The 18,574-nt window shown below is 62.0% G+C and carries 17 protein-coding genes; 5 read left to right on the top strand and 12 right to left on the bottom strand.

Annotation, left to right across the window (positions count from 1 at the left end; genetic code table 11):
- Positions 1 to 15: 15 nt before the first annotated feature.
- Positions 16 to 1,230: a 3-hydroxybenzoate 6-monooxygenase gene (locus RHPLAN_RS11210; protein ID WP_237180113.1), complete on the bottom strand. Its 1,215-nt coding sequence runs from the start codon at positions 1,228 to 1,230 to the stop codon at positions 16 to 18.
- A gap of 38 nt (positions 1,231 to 1,268) precedes the next feature.
- The gene (locus RHPLAN_RS11205) at positions 1,269 to 2,120 is read right to left on the bottom strand and encodes a fumarylacetoacetate hydrolase family protein (RefSeq protein WP_068017373.1); all 852 of its coding nucleotides are present in this window, start codon (positions 2,118 to 2,120) and stop codon (positions 1,269 to 1,271) included.
- 94 nt (positions 2,121 to 2,214) lie between these two features.
- On the opposite strand from RHPLAN_RS11205, the gene RHPLAN_RS11200 reads away from it, so the two are divergent.
- Together RHPLAN_RS11200 and RHPLAN_RS11195 are read left to right on the top strand one after the other, a co-directional pair.
- Positions 2,215 to 2,733 carry a MarR family winged helix-turn-helix transcriptional regulator gene (locus tag RHPLAN_RS11200; RefSeq protein WP_237180112.1) on the top strand — a complete coding sequence of 173 codons (519 nt, stop codon included), beginning with the start codon at positions 2,215 to 2,217 and terminating at the stop codon, positions 2,731 to 2,733.
- A 435-nt stretch (positions 2,734 to 3,168) separates the two neighbouring features.
- Positions 3,169 to 3,636, top strand: coding sequence for a RidA family protein (locus tag RHPLAN_RS11195; RefSeq protein WP_198164842.1), 468 nt, complete (start codon positions 3,169 to 3,171; stop codon positions 3,634 to 3,636).
- Positions 3,637 to 3,780: 144 nt separating this feature from the next.
- On the opposite strand, the gene RHPLAN_RS11190 is transcribed toward RHPLAN_RS11195, so the two are convergent.
- Positions 3,781 to 4,092 (bottom strand): SEL1-like repeat protein, encoded by a 312-nt coding sequence (locus tag RHPLAN_RS11190; RefSeq protein ID WP_157100218.1) that lies wholly within the window; start codon positions 4,090 to 4,092, stop codon positions 3,781 to 3,783.
- Positions 4,093 to 4,401: 309 nt separating this feature from the next.
- Complete coding sequence (locus RHPLAN_RS39290; protein WP_237180111.1) at positions 4,402 to 4,548, bottom strand: hypothetical protein; 147 nt, start codon at positions 4,546 to 4,548, stop codon at positions 4,402 to 4,404.
- 1,297 nt (positions 4,549 to 5,845) lie between these two features.
- Between RHPLAN_RS39290 and RHPLAN_RS11185 the strand changes: the two genes are divergently transcribed.
- Entirely contained in the window at positions 5,846 to 7,849 is a 2,004-nt protein-coding gene (locus RHPLAN_RS11185) for a methyltransferase domain-containing protein (RefSeq protein ID WP_068017366.1), read from the top strand.
- A 43-nt stretch (positions 7,850 to 7,892) separates the two neighbouring features.
- On the opposite strand, the gene RHPLAN_RS11180 is transcribed toward RHPLAN_RS11185, so the two are convergent.
- The 8 genes from RHPLAN_RS11180 to RHPLAN_RS11145 all read right to left on the bottom strand — a co-directional run bounded on the left by RHPLAN_RS11180 (position 7,893) and on the right by RHPLAN_RS11145 (position 16,339).
- Positions 7,893 to 9,062, bottom strand: coding sequence for a metal-dependent hydrolase family protein (locus tag RHPLAN_RS11180; protein WP_198164841.1), 1,170 nt, complete (start codon positions 9,060 to 9,062; stop codon positions 7,893 to 7,895).
- 85 nt (positions 9,063 to 9,147) lie between these two features.
- The gene (locus RHPLAN_RS11175; RefSeq protein WP_068017362.1) at positions 9,148 to 10,458 is read right to left on the bottom strand and encodes a TRAP transporter large permease; all 1,311 of its coding nucleotides are present in this window, start codon (positions 10,456 to 10,458) and stop codon (positions 9,148 to 9,150) included.
- Between the two features lie 9 nt (positions 10,459 to 10,467).
- A complete protein-coding gene (locus RHPLAN_RS11170; protein ID WP_068017358.1) occupies positions 10,468 to 10,989 on the bottom strand; it encodes a TRAP transporter small permease in 522 nt (173 codons plus the stop codon).
- Positions 10,990 to 11,027: 38 nt separating this feature from the next.
- Positions 11,028 to 12,017 (bottom strand): TRAP transporter substrate-binding protein DctP, encoded by a 990-nt coding sequence (gene dctP / locus RHPLAN_RS11165; RefSeq protein ID WP_198164840.1) that lies wholly within the window; start codon positions 12,015 to 12,017, stop codon positions 11,028 to 11,030.
- A 22-nt stretch (positions 12,018 to 12,039) separates the two neighbouring features.
- Positions 12,040 to 13,014 carry an ornithine cyclodeaminase family protein gene (locus tag RHPLAN_RS11160; protein ID WP_068017351.1) on the bottom strand — a complete coding sequence of 325 codons (975 nt, stop codon included), beginning with the start codon at positions 13,012 to 13,014 and terminating at the stop codon, positions 12,040 to 12,042.
- 15 nt (positions 13,015 to 13,029) lie between these two features.
- Positions 13,030 to 14,187: a M24 family metallopeptidase gene (locus RHPLAN_RS11155; RefSeq protein WP_084244691.1), complete on the bottom strand. Its 1,158-nt coding sequence runs from the start codon at positions 14,185 to 14,187 to the stop codon at positions 13,030 to 13,032.
- A 21-nt stretch (positions 14,188 to 14,208) separates the two neighbouring features.
- A complete protein-coding gene (locus RHPLAN_RS11150) occupies positions 14,209 to 15,120 on the bottom strand; it encodes a branched-chain amino acid transaminase (RefSeq protein WP_068017344.1) in 912 nt (303 codons plus the stop codon).
- Between the two features lie 10 nt (positions 15,121 to 15,130).
- Entirely contained in the window at positions 15,131 to 16,339 is a 1,209-nt protein-coding gene (locus tag RHPLAN_RS11145; protein ID WP_068017341.1) for a metal-dependent hydrolase family protein, read from the bottom strand.
- An 86-nt stretch (positions 16,340 to 16,425) separates the two neighbouring features.
- Here RHPLAN_RS11145 and RHPLAN_RS11140 point away from each other — a divergent pair, with 86 nt between their 5' ends.
- Together RHPLAN_RS11140 and RHPLAN_RS11135 are read left to right on the top strand one after the other, a co-directional pair.
- Positions 16,426 to 17,343, top strand: coding sequence for a LysR family transcriptional regulator (locus RHPLAN_RS11140; protein WP_068017337.1), 918 nt, complete (start codon positions 16,426 to 16,428; stop codon positions 17,341 to 17,343).
- Positions 17,344 to 17,423: 80 nt separating this feature from the next.
- Positions 17,424 to 18,518 (top strand): ABC transporter substrate-binding protein, encoded by a 1,095-nt coding sequence (locus RHPLAN_RS11135; protein ID WP_198164839.1) that lies wholly within the window; start codon positions 17,424 to 17,426, stop codon positions 18,516 to 18,518.
- The last annotated feature ends 56 nt before the right edge of the window (positions 18,519 to 18,574 follow it).

Here is an 18,574-nt window from a genome sequence, read left to right as displayed (position 1 = left end):
TCCGATACCCGTCCACTAGACGGCGGGCTGCGGCACGGCCGTGGGGCGCTTGACCGAGGTGTGGGTATTTCCGGCATCGTAAAGCCACGCAAAGGCGTTCATGAACGCCGCATCTCCGATCGACTCGAGCGTCGCGTTTCTCGTCAACGCATGCACTCCGGAGGGATGGAAGATGTGATCGCCGATGAGACGCGATCCCAGTTGAATGCGGGCGGTCCGCACCAGACGCTCCCGGCGATAGGCATCGAGCGCCTCCACCACATCCGGGCCGAACGCTCCAAGCGCGTTCGCCAGACACATGCCGTCTTCCATCGCCATGCAGGCGCCCTGAGCGAAGTACTGCAGCGTCGGATGGGCCGCATCGCCCAACAGCGTTACCCGGCCATCGTTCCAATTCTCGACCGGCTCGCGATCGCACAGCACCCACTTTTTCCAGGCCTGGCCGCAGGAAATGATCCGCCAGACGTCCGGCACGAGATGGGCAAACTTCTCGGCGACCTCTTCGTCGGTGACGGCCGCGCCTGCGAGTGCGCGGTCGGCCTCGTCGTGCGCCGTCGCAACCAGGTTGAACAGCTTCGCGCCTTTCAGCGGATAGTGAACGATATGGCTCTTCGGCCCGACCCAGACCGCCATCGAATTCCATCGAAACTCTTCCGGCATCGCTTCGACATCAACCACGGAGCGATACGTCGTATGCCCTGAGACGCGCGGCGCTCCATCACGAACGATCTGCGCCCGCACGGCCGAATGCAGACCGTCAGCACCAATCAAGGCATCGCCTTCGAAGCTGCGGCCGCCTGCGGCGACGGCACGAACCGCCCGCGCATCCTGTTCGAAGCGTTCGATCGTGACGCCGGTTCTGATCTCGACCAATCCGCTGGACGTGCATGCATCCAACAGCGACCGGTGCAGATCGGCGCGATGCACCACGACATAGGGGTTTCCGAATCTCTGTCTGAACTCAGTGCCGAAGGAGAAGCGGTTGATCTGCCGTCCGGTCGCCGAATCCATCAGCCGGAACGAGTCGACATACACGGCGCCTTTGAGAAGCGTTTCGCCCATGCCGAGCTGATCGAGCACGTGGAAAGCGTTCGGCCCGAGCTGGATGCCGGCTCCGATCTCACCCAGTTGCGGCGCAGCCTCGAGTACGAGCGACTGCTGACCGGACTGTGCAAGCGCAAGAGCCGCGGCGAGTCCGCCGATCCCGGCTCCGACAATCACGACCCTCATGCTCGCCTCCATCGAACTTGCGGCCTTGGACCAACGGTTCACCGCACCAGCACATCCATCGTTCCGATCTTGTCGATCGTCGCGCGGATGCGGTCTCCCGGTTTCACGGGCGCGACGCCTTCGGGCGTGCCGGTCAAAAGCACGTCGCCCGGTTCGAGCGTGTAGAACTTCGACGCGAACTCGATGAGACCCGGCGTGTCGATGACAAGGTCGCGGGTGTTGGCCGACTGCCGCACTTCGCCATTGACCAGGAGTTCGAATGGCAGCCCGGACGGATCGCCGATTTCGTCGGCGGTGACGAACCAGGGCCCGAGGACGGTGTAGCTGTCGACCGATTTCCGCAGGCTTCTTTCTTCCGGCCCGCGGACGGTCATATCGAGACCGATGAGATAGCCCGCCACGACGTCGAGCGCGGCGCTGGCGGCCACTTCATTGCAGGACTTGCCGATCACCACTGCAAGCTCGATCTCGTGATCGGTCCTGCGGTCCGGAAAACGCACCTGGACGCCCTCGCCGGGCCCCACCACAGAGCTCGTCGCCTTGAGGAAGAGACCCGTTTCGTGGATCCGGCGCACGTGATGCTGGGGAAAAGTCTTTGTGTCGGCGGCCGCCTCTTCGAGGTGCTTCTGATAGTTGACGGGAGCGGCGATCACCTTCCCAGGATTTGCGATCGGGGAAAGAAGCTTCACTTCGGACACGTCGACCGGAGGCGAGGTACGGGCGAACCGATCGAACAGAGGCAGCAGCTCCGACAACCGGGCGATCATCGGGTCGAAGCGCGGCAACGGATAAGAAAACGTGCCCAGCTCCTTCGCGACGGGCGTCACGTCGTGGATACGCCCCTCCCGGATGATTCCGAGCCGATCGTCATTGAATCTGCAGATGCGCATATCCGGCCCTTTCCAGGCGGTTGAGTACGTGGACATTCGGGCCCACCGTCAGTAGTTTCGGTGGCCTCTCAGCAAGGCCGCTTAATCTCGACCCATGAAAAAGATCGCCAGCGCGGCAACGAGCACCCGGTCGTCGCGCTCTCCACTCCCTGCGATGACCCTCGAAGACGTCTACGCGGCGCCAGGACATCTGATCCGGCGCGCCCAGCAGATCGCGGTCGCGGTTTTCCACGAAGAGTTCGAGGGCTGGGACGTCACGCCCGTCCAATACGCGGCGTTGATCGCCATACGGGACCGTCCCGGCATGGATCAGCGCACGCTGGTCAAATTCGTCGCGATCGATCGTTCGACGGTCGGCACGATGCTGAAGGGTCTCGAAGGCCGCCGCCTGATTTCCAGAGCCACACCGAAGAACGACCAGCGGACGAAACAGCTCTTCATCAGGCCTGAGGGCGCACGGCTGTTGGACGAGACGCGCGAGAACATCGCCCGCGTGCAGGAACGCATCCTTGCGCCGCTCGGAAAGGAACAGCGCGCCTTCATGCAGTCCCTGGCGAAGCTGGTTCAGCTCAACAACGACCTCAGCCGCGCTCCATTGCGTGCTGCGAAGTAAAGCCGCTGCTGCGACGGAATTCCGAAGCTTCACGCGCCGGCGGCCGGTCGCATGCACGTTACGGCGGCATGGTGGAGAGGCGTACAAGCCCAGCCCTTCCCTCATTGCACGACACCTCGCCGTTTGAGGCCGGTGATCTCGGCTGCCGCTTCGGCCGAGCCCGGCAAGCACGTCGTTGGAGCGGCATGCCGTTCAAGATCGCCCCTCCATTAGACAATTCGACAGTACACTGTCAATTGGCCTGGCACAGCGGCACAACCCGCGCTGCCGATGCGGCTTAACGATGCTGCTTTTCTGGCATTGACCGGCATCGCGGTTGCCGATCCCGATGGGAACTTACGTTGACATAAAGATATCGGAGATCACTATACCTTGGTCTCGCTCGCCACGCGGACCAGCTGCGGTTCACGCGCGATCGAACAATGAGCGAGCAGCATGCTGGAGGCTTTCATGCGAGCGATGCATTTTCTTTGTCTGGGACTTATGCTGACAGCCGGCACTCTCGAGGCAAGCGCACGAGAGTACATCAAGGGTGAACGGCCGCAGATCCGCGCCTATTCCCCTGCCGTGATCACTGACGGCGGCAAGATCGTATGGCTTGCGGGGCAGACCGCAGGAGCCGACGAGAACGGCAAATCACTTGGCGATGATTTCGACGGACAGGCCCGCCGCGTTTTCAAGCTGCTTGAAGCGACGCTCTCCAAAGCGGGTGGCAAGCTGAGCGACATGGTCCAAATGACCGTGTTCATCACCGACGTGAGATATGGAACGCGCCTGACGGAAATCAGGAAGGAGGTGTTCGGCGACAACTTCCCCGGCAGTGCGTTGATCACCGTAACGGCGCTGGCAGATCCCCGTGCGAAGCTTGAGATTCAAGGCATCGCGGTGATCGGCGACAAGTGACCTCGCGGGGCTGATGGCGGACGAACCAGCCGCCGCGACCTTCGGTGAAAACGATCGCCTTACTGACTTAGCAGGACCAATAGCTCAGCAGCCATTGCAGAACGCGAACGGGCTTTGTCTTCGCATCGGAGCGCATCGGACACCTCACGCTGCGGCGCGGAACATCATCACCGGAGCCGCCGGCGCGGGATTGGCCTTCAGCCAGTCGCGCGCGGCGCGCTGAGCCTGTCCGATCTGGGCGTCCGACATCTCGGCTGCGATCTCGCGGCGCAACTGGATGGCTTCCGCGTGCCCCTTGGTGGCGGCGATGTTGAACCACTTGTGCGCGGTGATGAGATCGACCGGCACGTCGCGACCGCTCGCATACATCATGCCGAGTTCGAACATGGTGTCGACGGTGGCGTGCGCCTGCCCCGAACCCGCCAGTGAAAATTCCGGTATCTCGAAACGAGCCATAACTGACTTCCCCTGTCCTTGCGCGGACCCGTCCCTACCGAGCGTCGCGCTTTGCCTTGGCCAGTTGTTCCGGCCTGATGACGTGATCATGGGAGCCAAATTTGAATCGCAGTTTAAGCATCGCAATGAATCAATGATGAATGCCCCGATACAGGGCCTGACCGCGCGAAAATCGCGAACAAGGCTCGCAGCAGCACTAACGAAATCCTAGCTCCGCAACCGCGACGGTATTCCAGCCGGTAGCCGGTTAGCTCGCCAGAGGCCGCGGCGACGGCCGATAAAGGCAATCTTTGTGCGCGCCTTTTGAGCTCACGCCGCAATCACAGCCAGCATCTCGTCGGGTGGAAAAAACACCTCGACTGGGCCCGGCTCCAGCTGCTTGTCGGCGATATTGCGCACCAGCATATCGATGTCTCCGACCTTCACGACATACTCGGTGGCTTCGCCAAGAAACACGGCCTGCACAAGCGAGCCACGGAAGCGGTTGACGCCCGCTCCATCTGCCGAAGCTTGTTTCGCATCTGCTCGCGAAGCAACGCATCGAGATTGCCCAGCGGCTCATCGAGCAGAAGGAGCCGCGGCTCGGCGCGTCAGGTCGCGCACTTCCATGACGCTTCCCCCCGCATCTATCGACAGTGTCGGTCGGTGCGGATTCGATAACGCACATGACGTGAAATCCACGGCACGCTGCGCGCCACGGAGCATAGGGCGAGCATTGGCACCACCTTACGCCTCACCAGAAATTCTCAGAACACGTCAATGACGACGTGACGAACCGATGCTCGCCTACAATGCGGGAGGCTCAATGGACGCCCTCTGGTGAATAAGGCGAGATGCTTATTGGCTTCCCACACTCGCGCGCTTTTTTATCCTGATGGGAACCTATTGCGTCTTTTGACATTATCTACAGTTGGCCGGTGGTAAGTCGCTCCCCAAGCGCGAGGGAAGTGCGCCCCTGCTCCTGGCTGAGATGCACGCGTGGCGTGACAAGAACCTGCGCGATAGTCCGCAAAACCCAGGAGGTCTCGGTGGTTATGCAACAACGTCGAAGTGGCAGTTTGCCCGTCGTCGAACCCACAGCGGAACAAGCAAAGGCGCGCGTCGAGCGTCTGGCGCGCACCAAACAGGCACAGCGAGAAGACGCCCCGCGAGCCATGCAGGAATATCGGGATGCCGAGTTGGCGGTAAGATCGAGAACAGAAAAGCTGCGAGCGGCGCGATTGGCGCGTGAGAAACTCGCGGCTTCAGGTCTTCGGACAACCGCACAACGCCCCGACCAGGCATGAGGAGCCAATCTGTTCGCGCTCAACAAACCCGCGGGCACCTCCTAGAACCATCCGAGGCCAACGCTCGCTCCGCGATTCCAAGGGGCCGCGCTGCAACGTCTCTCGCGCCATTCACGCGTGAGACGGCTGCGCTCTGATCGACGAGGGCTTGTCCTGGTTGCTATATCGCATTGGAGATTGCGCGGGCGCATGGCGGGCCCATCGATCTCCACTCGACGCTCGAGATGACGCGGTTCACGTTTCGCAGGCTTCTGTAGTTCGTCGATTCAGAGAGCACTATTCCAAGCCGGAAAACCGACCAACGGCGATTTATCCTGACAAGAACAAGGGATTTCCCTGACGTGCAAATGACTGGTCTGCGACTTTTTGCCTGAACCAGTCGATACCGGCGACGATAAGCTTCGATCTATCGCAGCACTTCATCTGCGGCGAAGCCGTGTTCATGTCCGCCTAATCTGTACCTTTTGATGAAGGCCGACGGCGCCTCATTGCGCCAGGCCTGGATTCTCGTCGACGCGAAAATAAACTCTCTGACCAGAGCTGCCACGATGAACCGGAAAAGCCGGCGGATTGCCCGCAGCTTCGGCCAGCCGACCTTTGATACCGACCGAACGAATGCGCGACTGGCGGAGGCTCGCAGCGCCCTCGCGATGGCGGTCGAACTTCAGAGAGCCGGAGAGTTTGCCAAAGCCGAGGCAATGTTCGGCAAGGCCGTTGGGCTCAACCCTAAGTCAGCGACAGCTCAGCGTGGCCTCGGCTGCATCCTGATGGGGCGTGACGAACTTGATTTGGCGGCGGTGCATCTTCGCCGCGCCGTGGCCTTGAAGCCCGACGATACGGCGGCACGCATATCGATGGTTGCGCTGCTCAGGCAGCAGGGCCGCCGGGAGGCCGCGGCTCGGGCCTATGAAGAAGCGCTGACGTCGGACCCGCAAATCGGCCGACTGCGCAGTCAGTTGCCCAACGCGCTGGCGGAACCCTGGGCACGGCCCATCGATCTTGCACGGGCCAGCGTCGGCTTTCTGAGGCTCAATCCCGCTATTCGTGCAGCCGCCGATCGTTCGTCAAAAGCCTGGCCACGGCCGCTGACCGAGCAGGAGCTCTTCGGAACGATCGGAATGACTGCGGTTGCTTCAGACCGCGTGCTTCGATTTCTGCTGGAGTCGTGCCCGATCTGCGACATCGAGTTGGAACGCTTGTTGACGCGCGTTCGTGGCTTGTTGTTGCTGAAGGCCGAAGCCGGCGCAGCGTTCGATAACGATGACGTCATAGCGTTCGCTGCAGCGCTGGCCTGCCAGTGCTTCTTCAACGATTACGTGTTTGCTGCGTCCGAGGCAGAAGCACGGGCCGCGGCGCAGCTTCAAGATCGTTTGTCCAAGGCCATCGATGCCGGAACAGCACCGCCGGCATCGTGGCTTTTGGCAGCCGGCTGCTATGGATCACTTCACGCGATCCCTGGCGCTGCACGTCTGCTCGAGTTCGGCTGGCCGGACGTCGTGCGTACCATGCTCCGGCGTCAGGTTGCCGAGCCCCATGAAGAGGCAAAGCTGCGGAATGCGACGAAGCAGCTTACGCCAATCGACGATGCGACATCCCTGCATGTGCGCGCGCACTACGAGGAAAGCCCTTATCCGCGCTGGATCAAGCCTGCCCGGCCCGGCGCCTCGACGACGCTCGATGCCTTCGTCCGAGGCCGCTTTCCATCGGCGCCGTTCCGAGAACTCGGCCGCGGCGCCGATGTCGATATCCTGATCGCCGGCTGCGGCACCGGGCAGCAGTCGGTCGAGACAGCGCAGCGCTTTGCCGGAGCGCGCATCCTTGCAGTCGATCTCAGTTTGGCCAGTCTCGGATTTGCCCAACGTCAATCGCGCTCTGCGGGTTTGACCGCGATCGAATACGCCCAAGCCGACATCATGGCGTTGCCGACGACCGGTCTCAGCTTCGATCTGATCGAAAGCACCGGCGTGCTGCATCATCTTGGAGACCCGTGGGAAGGCTGGCAGCGGCTGCTGTCAATGTTGCGACCGTCAGGAGTCATGCACCTGGGCTTCTACAGCGAGACTGCACGACAAGATATTTCGGCGGTTCGTCGAGTGATAACGAAGCGCGGTTTGGGCGACAGCCCAGACGAGATCAGAGCGTTCCGCCAAGAGCTGATGTCGGCCAAAGAAGGGTCGGAGCAACGTTCGGTTACCAGTTATCCGTCATTCTTCAGCACCAGTGAATGTCGCGACCTGCTTTTCCATCGCATGGAACATTGCTTGACGCTTCCGGCGATCAAAGCCTTCCTCGACGCGAACGGACTTCGGTTTCTCGGCATGCAAACCGATGATCTTATGATGTCTCGCTTCAGGCACCGCTTCCCCGGCGATCCGGCTGGGCTCGATTTGGATCGCTGGCACGACTTCGAACAGCGCAATCCCACCTCCTTCGCTGGGATGTACGAGTTCTGGGTGCAGAAAAAGGCCTGATGGCCATGTCAAGAAGCCGGTCAAGACTCCCCTGGCACTCCCGCTAGTGTCCTGCTCCCACCAGAAACGCGCTGATATCGCGGTCCAGCACCGTTCGACCATTCAGGATCACACGCCGGATTTTATCGCGCTGGCATAAGACTGCGATGTCGTCCAGCGGGTTTCCCTCGACCACCACGAGATCAGCGTTTTTGCCCTCATCAAGAGAACCAACGGTCCCATCGAGCTTGAGAAGCTTTGCGCTGTCGGACGTCGCCACCCTGATCGCTTCCTGCGGCGACAGTCCCATCTCGACGAGGTATTTGAGCTCGTCGAGATTGTTGCCGTGGCGGGTAAACGGCACGCCGGAATCCGTGCCCATCGCCAAGCGTATGCCTGCAGCATGCGCCGCTTTGAAACCCGATACGTGGGCGCTGATCGCTGATTGCGCTTTTTCGGCGATGTGCGAAGGAATTCCTGCTGCAACACCGTAGGACACCACATTGCGAACCGCCGCAGATGTCGCGACCAGAACCGTGCTGCGCTCAAGCATCATCTCGATGCCTTCCGGATCGATGAAATAGCAGTGCTCGACAGAATCCACGCCGGCGAGCGTTGCGCGTTTGATGCCCTCCGCGCCGTGCGCGTGCGCGTTGGCGGTCTTGCCGGCACAATGGGCCTCGTCGACGGCGGCCTTCATCTCGTCGGTCGTGAACTGCGGATTGCCAATGTTGGTGCCTGGGGTGAGGATACCGCCGCTTGCGATCAGCTTCACGTTGTCGGCCCCAGCCTTCAGTTGCTCGCGGGCCGCGCGGCGCAATCCGTCGGCGCCGTCTGCCTCACGGCCGATCAGATGCCAGCCGTGCCCGCCCGTCATACATAGAGCCCGGCCGCTGAGCACGAGGCGCGGCGTGACGCAAAGCCCCTCCTCCGCGGCCCGCCGTAAGGCGAAATCGATGCCATGCGGCGCACCGCAATCGCGCACGGTCGTCACACCGCCGTGTAGCGTCCTGAGCGCGTTCGTCGAAGCCTGCAAGACCGCCACCATCTGATCGGCTGGCGAGACGATGGCTCGCGGAGCCGCTTCGGCACTCATCGTCAGGTGGACGTGGCAATCGATGAAACCCGGCAGCAGGGTCCGGCCGGCCAGATCGACGTTCTGAGCGCCGGCCGATGCTGCGCCCCGCCTGGGATCACCGGCCCCGACCGCGACAATCGTCGCGCCCTCGGTCACCAGATATCCGTTGGCAATGTGACGGTGACCGTCGATGAGACGGCCGTTGTGATAGACGGTTCGGTCAGGCGTCGTTGGCATCCCGCTACCGATTCATGAATCCGGGCAGCCACAGCGACAGTGGCGGAATTCCGATCAGAAGCGCCATCACGATCAATTGGATCACGATGATCGGGATGGCCGCTCGCGTGATCTCGCCCATCGACGTCTTCGTCATGATGCCCCGGACCACATAAAGCAAGATGCCGAAGGGCGGCGTGATCTGCGCAAGCTCGACGTTGAGCAGCATGGCGGTGCAGAACCAGATCGGGTCATAGCCCAGTGCCTTCACCACCGGGAGAAAGATCGGAATGGTCATCATGATCAGGGGAATGCCGCCGATCGGACCGCCCAGCAGCAGGGTGACGAAGTGCATCAGGATGATGACCCAGATCGGCGGAACCGGCAGCGCGCCCGCAACCTGCACAAGCTTCTGCGCCGAGCCGGTGTAAGCCAGCAGCTGGGTGAACGCCTGTGATGCGGCAAGAATCGCCAGCACCATCACCGAAATCTTCAAGGTCGAGAACATCGCGTCGCGCGTCGCTGTCCAGGTCAGCCGTCCATAGATCGCGGCCAGCGCGAATGACGCAAAGGTGCCGAGGGACGCGGCCTCAGTCGGCGTCGCAACACCGAGAAAAATGACGGCAATCATCGCGACGATGAGGACCGTCAGCGGGATGACGTATTTGACTGTGAGCACCAGCCGCTCGCCGAGCGGAATGAACTTGGCGGTGTATTTCGGCGCCTCGGCGGGATCGAATGCACAAACCCACACGATGTAGACCACGTAGCCAAGCGCCAGCAGGAAGCCCGGGATGATGATCGCGATCAGGAGCTTTCCGACCGAAACGCCGGCGATCACCGCGAGAATGACGCCCAGCGCGCTATGCGGCATCATCACCGCGAGACCGCCGCTGCCCAGGAGCGGCCCGACACTCATCTTCGTACTGTAGCCACGCTCCTGCATGGCCGGCGCAAGCGTCCGCGTCAGCATCGCCGTGGTGCCGATGCTCGCGCCCGATAGCGAAGCCAGTATGGTGCCGGAGCCCACCGCCAGCAGCGCCAGCCGGCCCGGCACCGCACCGAGCCAACAGTCGAGAGCGTCGATCATCTTGGTGACCAGACCGGTCCGGAAGAGGATTTCGCCCTGAAGGATGAACATGGTGATCGGCAGCAGCACGAAAACCGACAGGCTGCCATAGACGCTGTCGATCAGCAGCTCAAAGCCCGGCGGCCCCATGAAATAGGCGAGGAAGACGACGTTGGTGCCAAAAAACGCGAAGACGACGGGAACGCCGAGCAGCACCAACACGAAGAAGCTGGCCATCAGCAGGGAGAACGCGGTGTACCATTCCATGACCGGCTCTCAGATGTCCCCGCCCGTGTCTTCACCCTCATCCGCCGATGACGGACGGCTCTGTTTGCGCAGCAATTGAATGAGCCAGAGCAGACTGCCGATCGGAATGACGATGTAGACGAGATAAATCGGGAAATTGGGCAGCTTGAAAAAGTCGTAGGCCTGCTTCGAATAATTGTCCCAGGTCGCGAGCGCGCCGTACCAGGCCAGCAAAACGCAGGTCACGATGGCCAGCACCCACCCGACCCAGCGCGTCAGCCGGTGGACCCACGGCGGCAGCAGGGTCACGATCGAGTCGTCGCTGGTATGCCCGCCCTCGCGCTGCAGCCACGCGGCACCGAGCATCGTGAGATAAACGAGACTCCACTCGTTGAGTGGCGTGATGACGCTGAATGACGTGTTGAAGAAGTAACGGCAGACGATCTCGAACGACACGCTGACGACCTGAAACGCCAGCATGCCGCAGCCGATCCAGGCGCAGACGTCCAGAACCCGGTCGAAGACGCGGCCTGCCGTTTCCGCAAGCCTCATGTATCCGTCCCTTTCAGCGATATCGGCGCGGGCGTCATCTAGCGAGCGATCAGCGACTTGATCTTGGCCATCTGCTCCTGGCCGATCTTGCTGGCCAGGGCGTCGAAACGGGATTCATTGGCCATGTCGTGCCACTTCTTCGCCTCGTCCGGCGAAAGATGGGTGAACGTCATCCCCGCTTTCTCGAGCTTGGCGCGCTCCGTGGCGATGAGATCGGCATTGACCGCCGCCAGATCCTTTTCGTTGTCGATCTGCGCGTCGACCAGGATCTTCTGCAGTTTCGGAGAGAGAGAGTTGAACTTGCGGAGGTTGACGTAGGTGAACGTGGTGTGCGACCGCCAGAACGCATCCGCCAGCGCGTATTTCGCGACCTCCGCCAGCCCCATGTCATAGACGAAAATGGGATACGGCGCGGCCTGCACCACGCCACGCTCCAGTGCGCCGTAGATTTCCGAGATATTCATCCCGATCGGAATGGCCCCGACCTTCTTGAACAGCGGGTCGTAACCGGAGTGCGAGCGGATTTTCACCCCATTGAAATCAGCCAGCTTGTTGATCGGCTGCTTGGAGAAAATATAGAAGCCAGAATTGGTCGCGGTGCGGCCGATCACTTTGACATTGATCTTCTCGTGCGCCTTGTCGAGCAGGGCCAGATAGCCGTTGTTGCGCTCTTCCGTCGGCGTGATGTCGGAAAGGCCCGACGTGTCGATCTCGGGCACGATCGGGGTGTGCACCGAGAAGGTCATCACCACGTCGACCAGTCCCTTGCTGAGCGCATTGATCTGATCGCTCACCGCGAAGACCTCGGGACCACCGAGCAGCTCGATGCGAAGCTCGCCTTTGCCGGCGGCATTCACCTTGTCGACCCATTTCCGAAAGATCACCATGCTGTCTTCGAATTTCGAAGGTGGGGCGTAGGTGATGGCTTTGAGAACCGTCTCGGCCCTGGCGGGCCAGGATAGGGGCAAGGACAGGGCCAAACCGGCCAGCACCAAAGCCGTGGCGACGATGATCTTTCGCGTACGCATGATCGCATCCCGGTTCATGACCTTACCCCTGCATGTCGAATTCCAGCCCCACATGGGCGGAACAAGCTCGACGGTAGATTTCCCAGCCGACCACCACATCAGTGCTGGCAATGCCGCAAACCGCAATCATGGTCCGCGCGCCAGATGAAGCGAGGTTTGTCTTGCCGGCGACCGCGTCCTGAATGCTCATGGGTGGTTTGAGCCCAGCCGCCGCCGCCGCGCGACGGCCCTTAACCTGCGCGACAAAATGCGCCGGATTGTCGGCCGCCACCTGATCGACTTCGGTCAGCACGTTGTCCTGCCACGAATTCACGAGATCAAGCGGAATGAACACCGATCCGGGCGCAAGCGCGCGGCCATCGACCGGCCTCACGTCCCCGGGAGGCACCGAGCTCACCACGATATCGACATTGCGAAGGGCCTCGACCGGATCGTCAACCGGCGTCATGCGCCATCTGCCTTCCTTCGACATGTCGGCGCAGAAGCGTTCGCGCGACCCCGCGGTGCGCGATGACACCAACACCTGCTCGATGGTCGGAAACACCGCGGCCATGACGCGCAGCGACCACAGCCCGAGCCCGCCGCAGCCGATCAGACCCAGGCTGCGTGGCGGCCGCTGCAGGACGTGCTTGGCCGCAACCGCCCCACAGGCCGCGGTTCGGATAAACGTCACGTACATGCCCTCCATAATGCAGCAGGGCAGTCCGATGTCGGGATCATTCAGGATGATGATGCCCGTCGAATCCGGCTGACCATGGGCCAGATTCCCCGGGAAATAAGACACCCATTTCATGCCCAGCGCCCGCGCGCCTCCCACCCAGGCCGGCATGGCATGAAGAAACGTATTGGCGCGCTCGGGATGGACGCCAATCTTGGTCGGCACCTCCGCCCGGCCTTCGCCGTCGAGCCTGTAGGCCTGCTCAACCAGCGCCACAATTTCCGGCAACGCCGGCGAGACCGACCGGACGTCCTTCTCGCTGAGCAACCTGATCTTCATGGGGCGAAAACCTGATCAAGCAACGACATGGAGCTTCCAATCCGATTTGGCGGACAGGATTTCGCAGCCCGAATCTCGGATCACGACATGCTCTTCGGGATTGAGCAGACCATCGACGCTTTCGATTTTCGGCTCCGGCGTCAGCGCCATCCGCACTTGAAGCACAGTGTCGTCGGTTCCTGAGATCGATGGCGGCTCGTTTTCCAGGCCGATGCCGTGACCGATGCGCTTGGACGGGTGGTCCGAGTAATTTCGCCATTCGGGGTGCTCGGCAAGGCGACGCTGCGAATACTCGAACAGTTCGCGCACCGCGACACCCGGCTTCATGCGTTCGATGATCTCGTTGAGAATACCCCACATCCCGTCGTGCTCGGACCGCTGACGGGCTGACGGCTGGCCGAACACCGCCCGGCGGGCGAAATCCATCTTGTAGCCCGAGACATTGCAGCCGCCGTCGATGTACATCACGTCGCCATTTTGGAACGTGCGGTTCGGCCCGGTCGCGCCCAGCACGAGCGGCGGCTCCGAGGTCAGATCGGCGCCGCCTTCAATGTAGTAGCGCAGCACATTCTTCTGCACGCTCAGGGCGGAGATGCCGGGCTTCAGATCCTCGAACGCCCGACGCCATGCGGCTCCGCCAATCTCACAGGCCTGGCGCATGCAGTCGATTTCCCATTCGGATTTGATCAGCCGGCATCCCCAGATCACGGGACCCGAGTCTACAAACCGCGCCTGCGGCAATTGCTCTTTGAGCAATTCGAAATCAACAACCGCGATGCCGAGCCAGGTTTCACGTCCGAGCTCGATCCCGAGACGGCCCGCGGCAAGACCGCGCGACTTCACAAGATCAGCGATGCCCCAATCGACACGAGGCTCCGGCGTGAACGGCACCTCCGGATAGATCAGACGATCCTCGACCCAGGAGGGGAACGGCTGACGGTACAGCCGCGAGAACATCTCCGGTCCCGACCAGGTGATGAGCGCCGGCGCTCCCTCCAACGGCAGAACGAGGATCGACGGGCGCGACCGCATCCACGACGCCACCTTGTGCCCCGTGTAATAGGAGTAGTGGGTGGGGTCCGTGACGATCAGACCGTCCATGCCACGCTCGCGCATCAGATCGCGGGCGCGCTTGATCCTGTTGGCATATTCGTCAGGCGGCATGGGTGCCATGGCTTGTTCCCGGTCAGTGCCTCATACCGCGGTCCGCCACTCGGCCCAGCGGTTGGTGCGGCCATAGACCGCATCGAAGAAATCCTTCTGGACTGCGGTCGTGAGCGGACCGCGACGGCCATCGCCGATTTTGCGGTTGTCGATCTCGACGACTGGCGTCACCTCGGCGCCGGTGCCGGCGAAGAACACCTCGTCAGATGTCAGCATGTAGTCGCGGGAAAACAGCTCCTCGCGCACTTCGATGTCGCGCGCCCGCGCCAGGCGAATGACGGCATCGCGGGTGATGCCGTCGAGCAGATGGGTCAACGGCGGCGTGACCAAGGCGCCGTCACGCACCAGGAAAATGTGCTCGACCGAGCCTTCCGCGACATGCCCGTTGGCGTCGAGCAGGATCGCCTCATCGTAGCCGTCACGCTTGGCTTCGGTGCGCGCCATCTGGAACAGCATGTAATTGCCGCACGCTTTGGCCTTGGACATGTTGGTATTGATATGCTGGCGCACGTAGCTCGAAACCCTGACCCTGCTGCCATTCTCCAGCGTGCCGTGGCCGACATATTCGCCCCAGTGCCACACCGCGATCGAGACATTGATCGTACAATCGCTGTAAGCAAGGCCCATGCCGCCGTAGCCGATGTAGGCGATCGGTCGGATGTAGCACTGCTCGAAGCGATTTTCGCGAATGATCTGCCGCGTCGCGTCGGTCAACTGCTCGATGCTGTAGGGAACCTCAAATCCAAGGATTTTCGCCGAGTTGTGCAGCCGGACGAGATGCTCCTTGAGCCGGAACACGGCGGGGCCGGCGTCGGTCTTGTAGCAGCGGATGCCCTCGAACACCCCGAAGCCGTATTGCAGCGTGTTGCTGATGAGATGAACGTGGGCGTCGTTCCATGCGACGATCTTGCCATCCATCCAGATCTTGTCGGCCTGTTCCATATCTGCGCGCTTACCTTTTGACCGCTTGCCGTTCGACCATGATCTGGCCGCCGACGGCGACGGTCAGAATACGGCTCTTGTCCTGCAGCATGGCAATATCCGCGAGTGGATCGCCATCGACGACCACAAAGTCGGCTAGCTTTCCGGCCTCGAGGCTGCCGATCTGGCCGTCCATCTTCAGGAGCTTGGCTGCATCGAAGGTTGCAGCCGTTAGCGCCTGTATGGGCGACAGCCCCATCTCCACGAGATAGACCACCTCGTCGAGGTTGTTGCCGTGCTGAGTGTATGGCACGCCGGTGTCGGTGCCCATGGCAAGTTTGACGCCGGCCTGGTGAGCGCGTTTGAAGCTCGCGATGTGCTGATCGATGGCGGATTGCGCCTTGCGGACCACATCCGGCCGAACGCCCGCTCCGGTGCCATGCTTGACCACGTTGCGGACCGCCGCAGACGTCGCGACGAGATAAGTCCCGCGCTCAAGCATCAGCTCGATGCCCTCGTCGTCGAGCAGATAGCCGTGCTCGACCGAGTCGACACCGGCCTTGACCGCGTTTTTGATGGCGGTCGAACCGTGCGCATGAGCGCAGCAGATCTTGCCCGCCGCGTGGGCCTCCTCGGCCGCGGCCCGCATCTCCTCGACGGTCAGCTGCGGCGCGCCGATTTCGCTGCCGGGGCTCAGAATTCCGCCGCTGGCGATGAGCTTCACGTTGTCGGCGCCGGCCTTGATCTGGCTGCGTGCCGCGCGCCGCACTGCGTCGGGACCGTCGGCCTCGATACTGAGCTGCCAGCCGTGCCCGCCGGTCATGCAGATGATCAGGCCGCTGAGCACCAAACGCGGCGTTTGACAGAGACCCTGCTGGGCGGCAGCGCGCAGCGCAAAGTCGATGCCGCCGCGTGAACCGCAGTCGCGGATCGTGGTCACGCCGCACTCGAGCGTCCGGCGCGCGTTGCGGGCCGAGCGCAACAGCGCGATCGCATCGGTATCACCGGCCTGTTGAGCGCGAGGATCGGCAGGCCCATCGCTTCGCAAGTGAACGTGACAGTCGATCAAGCCGGGAAGGATGGAACGTCCGGTCAGGTCCTTCCGCTCCACGTTGGCGCTCAACGTCGCTGGATGCCCCGCCCCGACCTCCGCAATCTTGTCGCCATCAACGATGACGTAACCCTGATAGGCCTTGCCGCGCCCATCGATGACTTGGCCGTTGATGTAAGCAGTTGGCATCGGACATCCCTCAACTCCCGGACAGCTTCCGCCGGCCGCAGAGTTTCCGCCATTGCTTTTTGGTTCCAAAGCCATAACAATTATGCATGACCATCGATTATCGCGGGCTCAATGCGTTTCTGAATGTCGCACGCCTCGGCAGCGTGGGAGCCGCGGCCTCGACGCTGTCGCTCACCCAGCCGGCCGTGAGCCGGACGCTGCGAAAACTCGAGCAGCAGCTCGGGGTCCAGCTCTTTGTCCGGCATTCGACCGGGATGGAGCTCACGGCATTCGGACGCTCGCTGCTGCCTCATGCCGCCGCATTGGAGTCGGGATATCATCGCGCATTGGAAGAGATCGATTTATTGCGGGGCGTATCGAAGGGCCTTGCGCGAGTCGGGATTCTGCCAAGCCTCGTCCCGGGGGTGTTGCCGATGGTCATCAAAAGAGTGCGCGAGACGACGCCCGGACTTCAACTGCATGTGGTCGAGGGCCCCAATCATCAGCTCACACGCGCCTTGGTGCGCGGTGAGATTGATTTCGCGATCGCCGCCGTAACCCCCAACCTTCTCGACGAGAATATACGCGCAACGCCACTGGCGACCGACGAGATTCGCATCGTCGTTCGCGCCGCGCACCCGGTTCTGAAAATGAAAACGCCGACCTTGCAAAGTCTGCGTGACTACGATTGGGCCTTGCAGGAACGCGGCGGCACGATCTGGCGGCACTTTCAAGCGCTGTTTGCTGCCGCCAACCTCGAATTGCCAACGGTGGCGTTCACCGCCAATTCGATCGAAACGCTGACGACGGTGCTCGCTTCCAGCAACCTTGTGAGCCTGCTTCCACAGGTGGCCATACACGACGAAGGAAAGCACGGGGCCCTTCGCGCAGTACCGCTGCGCGGCGCCCGATGGCGTCGAGAACTCGCGGTGCTGCGTCGGGTCAACACGGCCATGCTACCGGGTGTCAGTGCCGTCCTGGCGGAATTCCGCAGAGCCCTCGCCTCGACCTCCGCTGCAAGCTAGAGCGGCGCCGCTCGGGCGGAGATCTATCCGTTGCGCATCGTTACCATCGTTTCCGACGTCCCGCCGGGCGCAACCTCCGCATGGCGTCGATTTTGAGTAGGTCGTACGACACGCGCCGCGCGCCCTTTTGTGCACACCCCGTCGCGCGCTACCATTGCCTGCGTCCGGCCGGCCAAAGAACGGCGGATTTGGGAAGGAGCGACGCCATGGGACTCGCACGCCCCGTTTTGCTGCTATCGATTTGCGCCGCCACGCTCCTGCCGGTCACGAGCTTGCAAGCGCAGACGGTCAAGAAGGTCAGTGACGGTCAGGTGTCGAAGACTGCGCCGAACTGGGCGAACTTCATTGCCAACGACAAAGGTTTTTTCCGCCGCGAGGGTGTCGAGCCCGAGACCATCTATGTCGGCAACGTCGCCAACACCGTGCAGCAGCTCGTCGCCGGGTCGTTCGATGTCGCGTCCTCGACCTTCGACACGGCGATCCGCGCGATCGCCAACGGCGGCAACGCCGTTCTGATCGGCGGCGCCGTTACCAAGTATCCCTATTCCATCATGACATCGAAAGACGTGACGTCGGCCGCCGACATGAAGGGCAAACGCATCATCCTGCCGTTCGCCAAGGACTTGCTCACCAGCGTCTGGAACCGCTGGCTGACAGAACAGGGAATGCAGCCGCACGATGTCGAGCAGGTCTATGCTGGCGCCACGCCCGCCCGGTTTGCGGCGCTTGCAGGAGGCAGCGTACAGGCGGCGCTGCTGACACAGCCATTCGACTTCCGAGCCGCCGCAGACGGCTACCGCAAGCTCGTTGACCTCGGCGCCTATGGCAAGGACTACGGCTTCCTGACGGTCCTGGCGCGGCCGCAGTGGCTGCGCGACAACCCTGAGACCGCGCGGGCCTATCTCAAGGCGCTGTCTGACGCGGTCGACTGGCTGTACGAGCCGGCCAATCGCGAGGAGGCGATCGCCATTCTCGTGCGAAACACCAACGTCGCGTCGGACATCGCCAAAGAGACTTATGACTACTACGTCGGCGAGTTGAAGCCCTTCAGCCGCAAGCTTGCAATTCCGGCAGAGATCGTCCGAACCACCGCGCGAACGCTTGTCGAGCTGGGCGAAATCAAACCCGAGTCGGCGTCGATGACATTCACCGATTTGAGCTATTTGCCGCGCTGAAAGCCGATCACCCACGCATCATCGACAAGGAACGAGCCTTCGCGCAAAATCGGGCA

The organism is Rhodoplanes sp. Z2-YC6860 (assembly GCF_001579845.1).
In the GTDB taxonomy this organism is placed as follows: Bacteria; Pseudomonadota; Alphaproteobacteria; order Rhizobiales; family Xanthobacteraceae; genus Z2-YC6860.
The sequence above is the reverse complement of the archived record's forward strand: the minus strand, read 5'-3'. Positions and strand labels throughout refer to the sequence as shown.

Coding starts and splice junctions, on each gene's coding strand:
- RHPLAN_RS11210 (WP_237180113.1), bottom strand. CDS start 1,230: ATGAGGGTCGTGATTGTCGGAGCCGGGATCGGCGGACTCGCCGCGGCT.
- RHPLAN_RS11205 (WP_068017373.1), bottom strand. CDS start 2,120: ATGCGCATCTGCAGATTCAATGACGATCGGCTCGGAATCATCCGGGAG.
- RHPLAN_RS11200 (WP_237180112.1), top strand. CDS start 2,215: ATGAAAAAGATCGCCAGCGCGGCAACGAGCACCCGGTCGTCGCGCTCT.
- RHPLAN_RS11195 (WP_198164842.1), top strand. CDS start 3,169: ATGCTGGAGGCTTTCATGCGAGCGATGCATTTTCTTTGTCTGGGACTT.
- RHPLAN_RS11190 (WP_157100218.1), bottom strand. CDS start 4,092: ATGGCTCGTTTCGAGATACCGGAATTTTCACTGGCGGGTTCGGGGCAG.
- RHPLAN_RS11185 (WP_068017366.1), top strand. CDS start 5,846: ATGAAGGCCGACGGCGCCTCATTGCGCCAGGCCTGGATTCTCGTCGAC.
- RHPLAN_RS11175 (WP_068017362.1), bottom strand. CDS start 10,458: ATGGAATGGTACACCGCGTTCTCCCTGCTGATGGCCAGCTTCTTCGTG.
- RHPLAN_RS11170 (WP_068017358.1), bottom strand. CDS start 10,989: ATGAGGCTTGCGGAAACGGCAGGCCGCGTCTTCGACCGGGTTCTGGAC.
- dctP (WP_198164840.1), bottom strand. CDS start 12,017: ATGCGTACGCGAAAGATCATCGTCGCCACGGCTTTGGTGCTGGCCGGT.
- RHPLAN_RS11160 (WP_068017351.1), bottom strand. CDS start 13,014: ATGAAGATCAGGTTGCTCAGCGAGAAGGACGTCCGGTCGGTCTCGCCG.
- RHPLAN_RS11155 (WP_084244691.1), bottom strand. CDS start 14,187: ATGGCACCCATGCCGCCTGACGAATATGCCAACAGGATCAAGCGCGCC.
- RHPLAN_RS11150 (WP_068017344.1), bottom strand. CDS start 15,120: ATGGAACAGGCCGACAAGATCTGGATGGATGGCAAGATCGTCGCATGG.
- RHPLAN_RS11145 (WP_068017341.1), bottom strand. CDS start 16,339: ATGCCAACTGCTTACATCAACGGCCAAGTCATCGATGGGCGCGGCAAG.
- RHPLAN_RS11140 (WP_068017337.1), top strand. CDS start 16,426: ATGACCATCGATTATCGCGGGCTCAATGCGTTTCTGAATGTCGCACGC.
- RHPLAN_RS11135 (WP_198164839.1), top strand. CDS start 17,424: ATGGCGTCGATTTTGAGTAGGTCGTACGACACGCGCCGCGCGCCCTTT.